Below are 12,082 nucleotides of genomic sequence, written 5' to 3' on the forward strand. Positions count from 1 at the left end.
GCTATTTTCCTTCCTTGCGGAGCTCTTCGATCCGTCCGGACAAGAAGCTCCATGTGTTCCAGAATTCGTTCAGTTCTTTTTCGCCCTGCGTGTTGAGCGTGTACACCTTGCGGGGCGGGCCCTTTTCGGACGGCCGCTTTTCAACGTCCACCAGCCCTTTTTGCTCGATCCTGACCAGCAACGCGTACACGGTGCCTTCAGCGATCTCGGTAAATCCCTGCTCCCGGAGCAGCGTGGTGATCTCGTATCCGTACGCTGCCTTTCCGGTCAGGAGGGCCAAAACGATGCCCTCCAATGTGCCTTTGAGCATCTCCGTCATCTGCTTGCCCATCGGACACCTCCCTCACTACTCAGTATTACTAGCTACCACTACATAGTAGAACTAGGTACCGGTACTTAGCAACACTGAGTTCCGAGGTATTTCGGCTGGAATGGCATGCTGGGATGGTGACTACTCAATCCAGTGCCGAACCCGCCCTGCTGACCGCCGCCGTCGAGCATGGAACTTTCACCCTCCGGCGTGCCCGCAAGGGCGACGTTCCGCGCATCCTGGAGCTGCTTGTGGATGATCAACTGGGCGCCAGGCGTGAGAATCTTGACGATCCAGCGCCGTATGAGCGTGCATTTGAGGCGATCGACGCCGACCCGGCGCATCTTCTGGTGGTGGGCGAACTGGAGGGGGAGGTGGTTGCCACCTTCCAGCTCAGCTACATCCCGGGCTTGTCCCGGAAGGGGTCCTGGCGCGCGCAGATTGAAGCGGTTCGGGTCTCGGATGCCCTGAGGGGTCAGGGCGTTGGGGCGTTGATGATTCAGTGGGCGATCGATCAGGCGCGGGATCGCGGTTGTTCCCTGGTGCAGCTCACTACGGATAAGTCCCGGGTGGCCGCGCATCGCTTCTACGAGCGGCTGGGCTTTGCTGCCAGTCACGAGGGCATGAAGCTAATCCTCTTACCCAACTGAGTAGCAGTTCAGGTCGTTCCCAGCGCTGGGAACGACCTGATCTGCGACCTTCTTGGGTGCATTGCCGTTGACATTTAGGTACCCTAACTATTAGGCTACCTAAATATGAACACCTTTGATCCCCGGTTATTGGACCTGGCCCAGGAATTCCGCGAGTCGCTCAGGCTCGGCGTCTACATGTTCCGCCGCCTCGATCCGGAGGGTGAACTCACCGCCGCACAGCTCAGTCTGCTGTCCATGATTTCCGACGGCGGCCTCCGCGTGGGCGATATTGCCAAGAACCTGGGCATCAAAGTCCCCAGCGCCACCGAGCAAATCATCAAACTCGAACGGGCGAGCCTCATCACCCGCCAGCCCGACCCCGACGACTCACGAGCCGTTCGAGTGGTCATAAGCCAGGCAGGGACAGCCGCCGTCGAGTCCGCCAACCAGAGGCGAAATGCCATGGTGGCCGAGCTGCTCCAAGAGCTCAGCAGCGAAGAAATCGAGCATCTCGCATCCGCGCTGCCCGTGATCGCCAAGCTCAACAGCTCGTTCCAGAACTAAACGCAGAAAAGCACCGACAAGGAGCACGTGAATGTCACGCCAGTTGGCTGACGCTTCAGCAAGCGCCGAAACAACTATTGAAACCACCCTGGAAGCTGAGAAGGCTTCCTTCCTTAAGCAGCCCAAGGCGGTGTGGGCCACTGCGCTCGCGGCCGTTTTCGCGTTCATGGGCATTGGACTCGTAGACCCGATTCTTCCCGCGATTGCCAAAAATCTTGAGGCATCCACCAGTGAAGTCTCGCTGCTTTTCACCAGTTACTTCCTGGTCACCGCAATAGCCATGTTGATCAGTGGATTCGTGTCCTCCCGGATCGGTGGAAAGAAGACGCTGCTGATCGGCTTGGCGATCATCGTGGTGTTCGCATCGTTGTCCGGTCTGTCCGGCAGTGTTGAACAGCTGGTGGGATTCCGGGCGGGGTGGGGTCTCGGCAACGCACTATTCGTTGCCACGGCACTGGCAGTGATCGTGGGTGTGGCCAGCGGCGGAACCGGCACAGCCATCATTCTCTACGAAGCAGCACTGGGCCTGGGGATCTCGCTCGGCCCTTTGCTGGGTGCCCTCTTGGGTGGCTGGCAGTGGCGGGCTCCGTTCTTCGGCACAGCAGTACTTATGGCCGCGGCCTTCATCGCGTTGCTGGCCTTGCTGCCCAAAACACCCGCCCCGGCTAAGAAATCCCGGCTGAGGGATCCATTGCTGGCGCTGGGGCACAAGGGCCTGCGCACCACTGCAGCCAGCGCGCTGTTCTACAACTACGGCTTCTTCACCATTCTGGCCTTCACGCCGTTCATTCTGGGCATGGACGCCTATGGCATTGGGGGAGTGTTCTTCGGCTGGGGTGTTGCAGTGGCTGTCTTCTCGGTGTTCGTGGCACCGGCTCTCCAGAAGCGGTTCGGCGCCGTCAAAGTCCTCACCGGCACGCTCGCGGCGCTCATGCTCGACCTGATCGGTCTGGGACTGGCCGCCGGGCACTCGGTGACGGCCGTCGTCGTACTTGTCATCGTGGCTGGTGCACTGCTGGGCATCAACAACACGGTCTATACGGAACTGGCCATGGGCGTTTCCGATTCGCCCCGACCCGTTGCCTCCGCCGGTTACAACTTTGTGCGCTGGATGGGCGGCGCGCTGGCACCCTTCGCGGCCGCCCAGCTGGGCGAGCACTTCGGCCCACAGGTACCGTTCTTCGCCGGTGCAGCGGCCATGGTGATTGCCATCCTGGTTGCTTTCGGAGGACGTGGATACTTGAAATCCCACGAGCCGCACCTGGTTTAGCGTGTCCCTAACCCCAAAAAAGCCCGGCGGATTTGAACTGATCAAATCCGCCGGGCTTTTTGTGCGCTACTTCGCTTCGCGTTACTTTGCTTCGTCCGAGGGGACCGGCAGGGGTGCCACCGGTGCGCCCCTGGGAACGAACAGCGTTTCCGCCTGCTCCAAGGACATGCCGTTGGTCTCCGGAACCTTGAACATGACAAAGAAGAACGACGCCGCCGCGAACGCCGCGTACATGGCGTAGGTCAGTGGCAGGGAACCAGCCGCCATGATGGGGAAGCTGAGCGTGATGGCGAAGTTCGCGATCCACTGTGCTGCCGCGGCCAGTCCGAGGGCCCGGGCACGGATGCGGGACGGGAAGATCTCGCCCAACAGTACCCAAACGAGAGGGCCCCACGAGGCACCGAAGCTGATCACGAAGACGTTGGCTGCGACGAGCGCCACCGGTCCCCACGCACCGGGGAGGCTGATTTCAGAACCCGTGCCAACTGCGGAGGAGAAGGCCAATGCCATGACGCCGAGGGATGCGGCCATGCCGATGGAACCGGTGAGCAGGATGGGACGGCGGCCAATGCGGTCCACCAAGGCGATGGCAACAAGGGTCACCAGGATGTTCGTGACGGACGTGGCTACGGAGATCGTCAGCGAGTCCTTTTCCTGGAATCCGACAGCTTTCCACAGCGTGGTGGAGTAATAGAAGATCACGTTGATGCCGACGAACTGCTGAAGGACCGAGAGGATGATGCCGATCCACACCACAGGCAGGAGGCCGAACCTGTTGCCGCGGAGGGAGCCCTTCTTGGTGGAGAGCTTCTCCTCTTGGATGGATTCGCGGATCTCGCGGATGTGGCGCTCAATATCGTCGCCGGGGATGATCCGGGTGAAGATGCTGCGGGCTTGGTCTTCTTTGCCGTTAAGGACCAGGAAGTGTGGGGACTCCGGCAAACGGAAAGCGATCAAGCCATACACGGCCGCGGGTACGGCACACGCAATGAACATCCAACGCCATGCTTCAATGCCGAGCCAGAACATGCCGTCTGCGCCGCCGGCCGAATTGGCGAGTACCGCATCGGAGAGAAGAGCTGCAAAGATGCCGGTGGTGATGGCCAGCTGCTGGAGCGATGCCAAGCGGCCGCGTACATGCCGGGGGGAGATCTCGGAGATGTAGGCAGGGGCAATCACGGAGGCTAACCCGATGCCCAGGCCACCCACCAGCCGCCAGAAGATCAGGTCCCACACACCAAAGGCGAGGCCGGTTCCTATGGCGCTTACCAAGAAGAGCAATGCACCGATCTTCATGGCAGGGATGCGCCCGTAGCGGTCGGCGATCTTGCCGGCGAAGTAGGCGCCGGCGGCACAGCCCAACAGGGCAACGGCGACGGCGAAGCCTGTGACCGCCTCGCTCATGACGAACTCGTCAGCCATCGCGTCCACGGCCCCGTTGACCACTGAGGAATCGAAGCCGAAAAGGAATCCACCCACAGCGCCGGCAACGGCCAGGCCGATCACTTTTCGTGAAACTGGGGGCGCGCCTTCGGCGCTGGAACTGGACATGGGTCTCCCTTGGGAAATGGGGGTTTGGAAGCGCAGTGCAGGACGTCGTCGGCTATCCGACGGGGACGCCGGTGCACTCGCGCTACACAGTGTGGCACGTCATATCAGCTCACTTCCAGTCAAGTGACGGGCGCTACATGTATTCAGATCTTTAACGCGTTGGTCTGCTGTAGGGCGACCGGGAGTTGGCTGAGGCAAACAAAAACGGTAGGCAGTCCGAGGACTGCCTACCGTTTCCGGTGTTGAGTTAAGTTGGTGCCTAACGGGTATTTCAGTGCGCCGGAACGGATTCCTTAGCTGCAGCCTGGGGGTCCGTCAGTTTCTTGTTGGGTAGCGCGAAGCTGATCAGGAAGGCAATGATCATGAGGCCGGCAGCAGTGAGCATGACGACGTCGATTGCCTGGGCAAAGCCTTCCGTAATGGGCCGGGTAAGCGTGCTGTTGGCCGTGTGAAGCCAACTGGTGTCATTCAAGGACTCGTTGTTGGCGCCGTTCTTGAAGAAATCGAAGAGCTTGGCATTGGCGGGATCGGAAGCCACAGCCGGGTCCTTCATGACGGCTTGGTAGTCCGGGCTCGACGCAGCAGTCTTCATGCCGTCGGCGATTTTGTCGGCCGCCGTGCTGAAGAGCATGGAGATGAACACGGCCGTGCCCACCGCGCCGCCCATGGAACGGAAGAACGCGGCTGTTGAGGTTCCCACGCCCATATCCTTGGGCGGGACCGAAACCTGCATGGCAAGTGTCAGCGGTTGCATGCAGAAGCCCAGTCCGACGCCGAAGAACACGGCAATCAGGCCGGGAACCCAGAGCCCGGTATCGACGCCGAGGACAAGGCCCATCACGGTGGCTGCGGTAGCCAGCACTGCTGTACCCATGATGGGGAAGATCCGGTAGACCCCTGATGAGGAGATGGTCCGGCCGGCAGAGATGGAGCCGAAGAGGATGCCCACGGTAAACGTGATCATCATCAGGCCGGCCTCCGTGGGCGTCAGCCCCTTCACGAGCTGCAGGTACATGGGCAGCATGGCGATCGCCCCGAACATGCCGATGCCAATGATGAAGTTCAGCAGTGACGACAAGCCGAAAGTGGTGTTCTTGAAAAGGCGCAGTGGAATCAGTGCGTAGTCGCCCGCGCGTTTTTCGGCCAGCAGGAAGGCCACGATGCCGATGACGCCAAGTCCGTAGCAGAGCCAGGATGCGCCGGAAGCCCAACCCCAGGTGCGGCCCTGTTCTGCAACCAGCAGCAGCGGAACAATCGCAAGGGTAATGGCGGCCGCACCCCAATAGTCGATCTTTTGCTTCACGTGCCGTGCCGGAAGGTGCAGGTACATGAAGACCACCACAAGGGCGGCGAGCCCAATGGGGAGATTGATGAAGAACACCCAGCGCCAGCCGTCGAAGCCCAGGATGTTTGCCGAGCCAGCGAAGGCGCCGCCAATCACAGGACCAAGAACGGACGAAATGCCGAAGACGGACATGAAGTAGCCCTGGTATTTTGCCCTGTCCTTCAGCGCCACGATGTCGCCGATGATAGTCAGCGCCAAGGCCAACAAGCCACCGGCGCCGAGGCCCTGGATGCCACGGGCGATGGCCAGCTCGGTCATGGAGTGGACAGATCCCGCGTACAGGGAACCTGCAAGGAAGATCACGATTGCCACGAGGTAGAGCGGGCGGCGTCCGAAGATGTCGCTGAGCTTCCCATAGAGCGGGGTGCTGACGGTGGAGGTGATGAGGTAGGCCGTGGTTGCCCACGCCTGCAGAGACAGGCCATCGAGGTCGTTGGCGATGGTGTAAATGGAGGTGGAAACGATGGTTTGATCCAGCGAGGACAGGAACATGCCGAGCATGAGTCCCACCATGACGGTGAGTGTCTGACGATGCGTCAAGACCTCTCCGGCGGCCCGTACGGGCGCAGTTTTGGACATATCTTCTCCAGAGGTGGCAGAAAAGTGGATTAAGCAGGATAGTTGCTTTCAGTAACTATCTTACTCCCCGGTTGATTCCCGATGAGAGAATATTTCTTCCACTTTCCCTCTAAGTCGGCAGCTCCGGAAGGGTCAGCGCTCGATCAGGATCCCGTCCGGGTCGCAGAAGATCATTACTCCTGGCTGGATGCGGACGTGATCGATCACCAGCTGAACATCCACTTCACCCGCACCTGTCTTGGCGCTCTTCTTCGGGTTGCTGCCGAGCGCCTTGACGCCCAGGGGTAGGCGGGCGATTGCCTCGCGGTCCCGAATGGCGCCGTTGATGACGACGCCGGCCCAGCCGTTCGCCACGGCGCTTTCCGCGATCATGTCGCCCATGAGTGCGGTCCTCAGGGAGCCCTGCCCGTCGATGACAAGAACGGCGCCTTCGCCGGGCGTATTGAGGATGGTCTTCACCAGGGCGTTGTCCTCGAAGCACCGAATAGTGCGGACAGGACCTTTGAAGTGCGTTTGTCCGCCCAGGTTTTGAAACTGTAAGGCGATGGACTCCAGTTCATCGCCGCGCTCGTCGTAAAGATCGGCGGTATTTACTTGCTCACTCACAGTGCTCCTCCTCTTTCGGTTTGAGGCCACACTAACGCTTGCATCAGGGTCAGGGCAGGACATGTTTCGGCCTATGTGGATAAAAACCCCGACGGCGGTTCAGTGTCGTTCCGCCGCGCTAGGCTGAATCCAAACATTGCAAGAGGGGGAACCTGCTATGAGCTTGTCCGACCTACCGGGCCCGGTGCCGGATCCAGCTGTGGTCCGCGGCGGAACCACCACAGCCTTGGCCGAGCCGGTTGCCCGCGTCCGGCCTATCTGGGTCACGGGCGTGGTGCTGGTTAATCTGGGGATCAACGCAGCGTTCTTCGGCCCCCTCCAGGTGCTCCTGGCGCAGCAGGCGGCCCATTTCGATGCCGGCCAGAAGGAAGCAATCCTTGCGCTGGTAACTGGATGTGGTGCGGCCGTTTCCATGGTGGCAAACCCCTTGTTCGGCGCGATGAGCGACCGTACAGCGTCCAGATTCGGGCGGCGGGTTCCCTGGGTTTTGATGGGAGCAATTCTGGGAGCGGTGGCCCTTGTTGCCTTGGCCGGTGCCCCCAATGTTGCGGTGATGACGTTGCTGTGGTGCTTGGTGCAGGCCGGAGCCAACGCCATGTACGCCGCCATCACTGCTGCCGTTCCGGACAGGGTTCCCGTGCCGCAGCGTGGAACTGTGGGCGGACTGGCGGCCATGGGGCAGACCGTGGGCATACTCGTCGGTGCGTTGATCGCTTCGCTCGTCGCTGGAAACTTCGCCGCAGGGTACTGGTTTTGCGCAGCGGCGCTGCTGGCCGGCGTCGTTCTTTATCTTTTCAAAAGCGATGATCAAACCCTGCCGCCCAGCGAGCGTCCTCCATTCAAGATGGTGGCATTTCTCCAGGGATTCTGGGTATCACCCAAGCGCTACCCGGATTTCGCCTGGGCGTGGTTGACCAGGTTCCTGGTCAGCACGGGTAACCACATGGTCACTATCTACTTGCTCTATTTCCTCACCGACGCCGTCCATTTGAAGGAGGCCGAAGGTATTGATCCAGAGTTCGGTGTCCTCGTCGTTACCGGTCTTTATGCCGTCACTGTCATCATCACCAGTGTCCTGGGTGGCAGGCTGAGCGACAGGACGGGCAAGCGAAAGCCGTTGGTCATTGCTTCATCCGTCGTCATCGCCATAGCCTCGCTCATACTGGCTTTTGCGCCGACGTGGGTAGGTGCGATTGCCGGTGCCCTGGTGCTCGGGATCGGGTTTGGCGCCTACTTGGCTGTGGACTTTGCGCTGATAACCCAGGTTCTTCCCAAAGCCTTGGATAGGGGGCGGGACCTGGGGGTCATCAATATCGCCAACTCACTGCCGCAGGTGCTGGCTCCCGTCATCGCCTTCGTATTCGTTAAGCAACTGGGCGGCTACGTCTCGCTGTACGTAGCCGCCGCAATCGTTGGGCTCTTGGGCGCCGTGTTCGTGGTGAAGATCAAGAGCGTGGACTAGTCCTAAAAAACGTAGTTCATGACGTTCCAGCCGCTGCCAACGGTTGCCTGGCCCTTCCAGTAGCCATTGAACATCGCATTTATCTGATAGGCGGAGGCATTCCCGTAGTACATGATCATGGCGCCGGAATTATCAATTCCGTATACGTCCGGGTCACCGTCGCCGTTGAAGTCTCCTAGCCCGCCGAGCCGTGACATGACTTTCCAGCCATAGCCCGTTGTCATGGCTCCAAGGATTTTCCCATTGCGGGAACCTTCGCTGATCATCAGGCCGCCGTATTGATTCCTGTACATCAGGGACAAGCTTTCACTGCCCGTAAAGTGGCCCACGGTAGTCAGCAGGTCGGCATTCCCCCAGCCGTAACCAATGAGCGTCGGCTGCAACCATCCGCCGCGTCCATCACCAGGGTAGAGGAACATATTATGGGCGGAGTCACGGGCGATGATGTCGTTGGTTCCATCCCCGTTGAAGTCGCCGGCCCCCACGATGTCGTAGAAGCCCTGCCAACCTTGTCCTATCTGTTTGGCGACAACCCAGCCGCCGGCGCCGTTACCCGAGTAAAGAAATAGCCGTCCCTGCCCGTCTCGGGCCATGACATCCACATTGCCGTCTCCGTCGAAGTCACCGGGAGACATCAGCAGGTTGAAGATATGCCATCCCGTTCCGATGACCTGGGGTGCGTGCCAATGCCCGCGTCCATCTGTTGGGTAAAGCAACAGTTGACCATACGCATTGCGGGCGAATACATCAGCCGTCCCATCCCCGTTGAACCCCCAAGAACGTGCCTTGGCACCTATAACCACGGGGTTATGCGCGGTCTGGGTCGCTGCGGACGTTGCATCAAAAGTGACCGTCATTGACCCTGATATGGAATGACCCACGTCGGCTGTGCCGGGACGGTACTCGGATTGGTTAGCGCCCGGGATTGCCACGTTATCTCGGGTCCATTGATAAATGAAGGTGGGCTGGCCTCCCGCAGGAGTAACTTCCGGAGGGCTGTAAAGCAGCATCCTAAGGCGGCCCCCCAATGTGGGATCTCCTTGAATCTCAACTGCATTTAGCCACACAGTGCGGAGCGGCACCGTAGCCTCCGGCTTAGCACCGCTGGCAATGCCTGAAGTCGGTGAGCCTACGCTGACACGAGCAGGCGTGGAAGCGCTGGCAGCTGTAGCCGGTGCAAGGGTCAGGGCCAATAAGACGGCGGCGGCTAGAAGGTGTTTGCGAAGGCGCGGAGACGCGCGAAGGGCAGAGTTGAAGCCCAAGGATTCCCCCAGAGAAATAAGGCGGCACAGAATTGGCCGAAGAGATCAATTGGGATGACACTACCGCCTGCGGGATCGCTGGTATATAGCTAACCCGTTTATTGCGGGAACCCCGTCCGGATCGCTCCGAACGGGGTTCTCAACCACGGTCAACAAAACGCAACGAACTTCTAGAACAGGTCTGTAAACCCGCCCCAGCCCCAACCGACCACCTCGGAGCCAGCCCAGCCGGCGTTCCCGTTGCCGTAGTAGGCGCGCAGTTGGCCCGAGCCGTCCACGGCAAAGACGTCGAGCCTGCCGTCGGCGTTGATATCGCCGGCGCTGCCTATCTTGCTCATGCCGTTCCAGCCTTGGCCAACTACGGTCATGCCGTTCCAGCCGCCAGCGCCGTTGCCGCTGTAGAGCTTCAAGTAGCCGGCAGAATCGCGGGCCAGGACGTCAACGTTGGTGTCGCCGTCGAAGTCGCCGGGGGTGATGATCGAGTTCAGGGCGTTCCAGCCTTGGCCTGCCACGGAGCGGGGGAGCCAACCGCCCTGCCCGTCGCCGGGGTAAAGGTAGAGAATCCCGTTGGCGTCGCGGGCCAGGACGTCGTTGGTGCCATCGCTGTTGAAGTCTCCGGGGGAGACCAGTGAAGTGAAGATGTTCCATCCGGTGCCGACTTTTCGGGGACCAGTCCAGCCGCCTGAGCCGTTGCCGCTGTAAAGGTAGAGGCCGCCGGCCGAGTCCCTGCCCAAGACGTCGTTGATGCCGTCGCCGTCGAAGTCCCCAGGAGAAAGAACGGTGGGGAAGATGTTCCAGCCTGCGCCTACGGTCTTCGCCGGTTCCCAGGTGTTCTGAACCCTCGGGTACATCATCAGTGCGCCGTCGGAACGGCGGGCCAGGAGCTCGAATGCGCCACGGCCCGTGAAGCCGTTCGGCCGGTTGGAGGCAGAAATCGGCGCTGTTTCTTCGCTGGCCACTTCCAGCCCTTCACAGGGATAGTTGGCAACCAGGTGCGCTGCTATGGTTTTGCCGCGGTCTTCCTCAGTGAGGACATAGTTGGGCCATGTGGGGTGATCCGTTGCCACTTCACCATCACGGGTCCAATAGATGCGGGTATCCGGGCCCGAGGCCTGAGCGCAGCCCTTGTAGGCCATGTAGTCCCACGTGACCGTGAGCGTGGAACCGACAAAAGGAGCACCGGTAATTACTGGAGGTTCAGGGTCCATGGTGGCCATGGCGGGAGCGGGAGCAAGTACTACTGCTGCAAAGATCGCAGCCCCGATTCCGGCAAGTGCCCGGCGCACGCCGGACGTAGGGCGTGATGAAGCAAACATTGTGTCCTCCCCAGACTTTATGCGGTTAATGGTACCGCGACTGGGATCTTCCTAGAAGATTGCTGTGAACCATCCGAAACCGGCGCCTACAGCCTCGGAACCCTTCCAGCCCGTTTTTCCGTCGCTGTAGTAGGCCAGCAAGCGGCCCTGCTGGTCCACCCCGTAAACATCGGGGAAGCCATCGCCGTTGAAGTCACCGGCTCCGCCCACGAACTTGAGGGCGTTCCATCCGACGCCGATCATCCATGACCGCGACCAGCCTCCCGCGCCATTGCCCCCGTAAAAGTACAGGTAACCGCTGCGGTCTCGAGCCAGGACGTCTACATTGCCATCGCCATTGAAATCGCCCGGGGTCACCAGCGCGTCCATGACGTTCCAGCCCGTCCCGACGGCGGTTCTTGCCAACCAGCCTCCCGCGCCATTGCCCGGGTAGAGATACAGTGCGCCGCCGGGTTCCCGGGCCAGGACGTCATTATTGCCGTCTCCGTTGAAGTCTCCCGGACCGATGATGGAGTCGAACACGTTCCAGCCGTTGCCGATGGACCTGGCCGGCTTCCACCCACCGGCACCGTCGCCGCTAAAGAGGTAGAGCCCTCCAACGGAGTCGCGCACCACCACGTCGCTTTTTCCGTCACCGTCAAAGTCACCAGGGGAGAACGCGGTATTGAAGATATTGAAGCCGTAACCCACGGTTCGGGCGGGATCCCACGCGCTGCCATTGCGCCCGTAGAGCAGCAGCGAGCCATCATTGGCGCGGGTCAGGAGTTCAAAGCTGCGTCCGGAAAAGCCTGCCGCCCGGTTCACGGCACCCACGGGCTTGGTCTCGTTGCTGTGCAGGGATTCTCCGCCGCAGGCCGTGGTGCTGGCGGTGACGTGCGCGGCCATGCGGGCGCCGGTGTCATCCCGCTCGAGCCTGTAGCTTCGTGCTGTTTCCCCGGCCACAAGGAAGCCGTCCCTGGTCCAGTAGACCGTAAAGTCAGGGCCTTTGCCGCCCCCGCAGCCGTAGAAGGTGTACGGGCCAATGTCTGCGGTCAGTGTCTTACCCACAAACGCGTCGCCGGTGACTATGGGGTCCGGCCCGTTGCTGGGAGCGGCCGACGCCGACAGGGGAGTAAGTGCCATGACCGCAACAGTGGCGGTCAGCAGCGCCGCTGCCATCCGGCGTCGTAATGTCCCCATGCGTGT

The 12,082-nt window shown here is 60.8% G+C and carries 11 protein-coding genes; 4 read left to right on the plus strand and 7 right to left on the minus strand.

Going from position 1 to position 12,082, the window contains the following annotated elements; all coding sequences use genetic code 11:
* Nucleotide 1: 1 nt before the first annotated feature.
* On the minus strand, nt 2-331 hold the full coding sequence (locus BACI9J_RS01175; RefSeq protein ID WP_141283837.1) for a PadR family transcriptional regulator: 330 nt from the start codon (nt 329-331) through the stop codon (nt 2-4).
* Nucleotides 332-444: 113 nt separating this feature from the next.
* Here BACI9J_RS01175 and BACI9J_RS01180 point away from each other — a divergent pair, with 113 nt between their 5' ends.
* The 3 genes from BACI9J_RS01180 (at nt 445) to BACI9J_RS01190 (ending at nt 2,776) form a co-directional block, all read left to right on the plus strand.
* Nucleotides 445-960 (plus strand): GNAT family N-acetyltransferase, encoded by a 516-nt coding sequence (locus tag BACI9J_RS01180; RefSeq protein WP_159732547.1) that lies wholly within the window; start codon nt 445-447, stop codon nt 958-960.
* Between the two features lie 105 nt (nt 961-1,065).
* Nucleotides 1,066-1,506: a MarR family winged helix-turn-helix transcriptional regulator gene (locus BACI9J_RS01185; RefSeq protein ID WP_159732550.1), complete on the plus strand. Its 441-nt coding sequence runs from the start codon at nt 1,066-1,068 to the stop codon at nt 1,504-1,506.
* A gap of 31 nt (nt 1,507-1,537) precedes the next feature.
* A complete protein-coding gene (locus tag BACI9J_RS01190; RefSeq protein ID WP_159732553.1) occupies nt 1,538-2,776 on the plus strand; it encodes an MFS transporter in 1,239 nt (412 codons plus the stop codon).
* An 81-nt stretch (nt 2,777-2,857) separates the two neighbouring features.
* Here the strand turns inward: BACI9J_RS01190 and BACI9J_RS01195 are convergent, their stop codons facing one another.
* The 3 genes from BACI9J_RS01195 to rraA all read right to left on the minus strand — a co-directional run bounded on the left by BACI9J_RS01195 (nt 2,858) and on the right by rraA (nt 6,857).
* Entirely contained in the window at nt 2,858-4,327 is a 1,470-nt protein-coding gene (locus tag BACI9J_RS01195; RefSeq protein WP_159732556.1) for a sugar porter family MFS transporter, read from the minus strand.
* Nucleotides 4,328-4,598: 271 nt separating this feature from the next.
* Nucleotides 4,599-6,251 (minus strand): MDR family MFS transporter, encoded by a 1,653-nt coding sequence (locus tag BACI9J_RS01200; RefSeq protein ID WP_159732559.1) that lies wholly within the window; start codon nt 6,249-6,251, stop codon nt 4,599-4,601.
* 132 nt (nt 6,252-6,383) lie between these two features.
* Nucleotides 6,384-6,857, minus strand: coding sequence for a ribonuclease E activity regulator RraA (gene rraA / locus BACI9J_RS01205; RefSeq protein ID WP_159732562.1), 474 nt, complete (start codon nt 6,855-6,857; stop codon nt 6,384-6,386).
* Nucleotides 6,858-7,014: 157 nt separating this feature from the next.
* Here rraA and BACI9J_RS01210 point away from each other — a divergent pair, with 157 nt between their 5' ends.
* Complete coding sequence (locus BACI9J_RS01210; RefSeq protein WP_159732565.1) at nt 7,015-8,319, plus strand: MFS transporter; 1,305 nt, start codon at nt 7,015-7,017, stop codon at nt 8,317-8,319.
* Nucleotides 8,320-8,321: 2 nt separating this feature from the next.
* On the opposite strand, the gene BACI9J_RS01215 is transcribed toward BACI9J_RS01210, so the two are convergent.
* The 3 genes from BACI9J_RS01215 to BACI9J_RS01225 form a co-directional block, all read right to left on the minus strand.
* Nucleotides 8,322-9,176, minus strand: a complete 855-nt coding sequence (locus tag BACI9J_RS01215) for an FG-GAP repeat domain-containing protein (RefSeq protein ID WP_159732568.1) — start codon at nt 9,174-9,176, stop codon at nt 8,322-8,324.
* A 575-nt stretch (nt 9,177-9,751) separates the two neighbouring features.
* Entirely contained in the window at nt 9,752-10,897 is a 1,146-nt protein-coding gene (locus BACI9J_RS01220; protein ID WP_159732571.1) for an FG-GAP-like repeat-containing protein, read from the minus strand.
* A 51-nt stretch (nt 10,898-10,948) separates the two neighbouring features.
* Complete coding sequence (locus BACI9J_RS01225) at nt 10,949-12,076, minus strand: FG-GAP repeat domain-containing protein (protein ID WP_159732574.1); 1,128 nt, start codon at nt 12,074-12,076, stop codon at nt 10,949-10,951.
* Between the last annotated feature and the right edge of the window lie 6 nt (nt 12,077-12,082).

This window comes from Arthrobacter sp. 9V (assembly GCF_902506065.1).
GTDB lineage: Bacteria > Actinomycetota > Actinomycetes > Actinomycetales > Micrococcaceae > Arthrobacter.

Coding starts and splice junctions, on each gene's coding strand:
- BACI9J_RS01175 (WP_141283837.1), bottom strand. CDS start 331: ATGGGCAAGCAGATGACGGAGATGCTCAAAGGCACATTGGAGGGCATC.
- BACI9J_RS01180 (WP_159732547.1), top strand. CDS start 445: ATGGTGACTACTCAATCCAGTGCCGAACCCGCCCTGCTGACCGCCGCC.
- BACI9J_RS01185 (WP_159732550.1), top strand. CDS start 1,066: ATGAACACCTTTGATCCCCGGTTATTGGACCTGGCCCAGGAATTCCGC.
- BACI9J_RS01190 (WP_159732553.1), top strand. CDS start 1,538: ATGTCACGCCAGTTGGCTGACGCTTCAGCAAGCGCCGAAACAACTATT.
- BACI9J_RS01195 (WP_159732556.1), bottom strand. CDS start 4,327: ATGTCCAGTTCCAGCGCCGAAGGCGCGCCCCCAGTTTCACGAAAAGTG.
- BACI9J_RS01200 (WP_159732559.1), bottom strand. CDS start 6,251: ATGTCCAAAACTGCGCCCGTACGGGCCGCCGGAGAGGTCTTGACGCAT.
- BACI9J_RS01210 (WP_159732565.1), top strand. CDS start 7,015: ATGAGCTTGTCCGACCTACCGGGCCCGGTGCCGGATCCAGCTGTGGTC.
- BACI9J_RS01215 (WP_159732568.1), bottom strand. CDS start 9,176: ATGACGGTCACTTTTGATGCAACGTCCGCAGCGACCCAGACCGCGCAT.
- BACI9J_RS01220 (WP_159732571.1), bottom strand. CDS start 10,897: ATGTTTGCTTCATCACGCCCTACGTCCGGCGTGCGCCGGGCACTTGCC.
- BACI9J_RS01225 (WP_159732574.1), bottom strand. CDS start 12,076: ATGGGGACATTACGACGCCGGATGGCAGCGGCGCTGCTGACCGCCACT.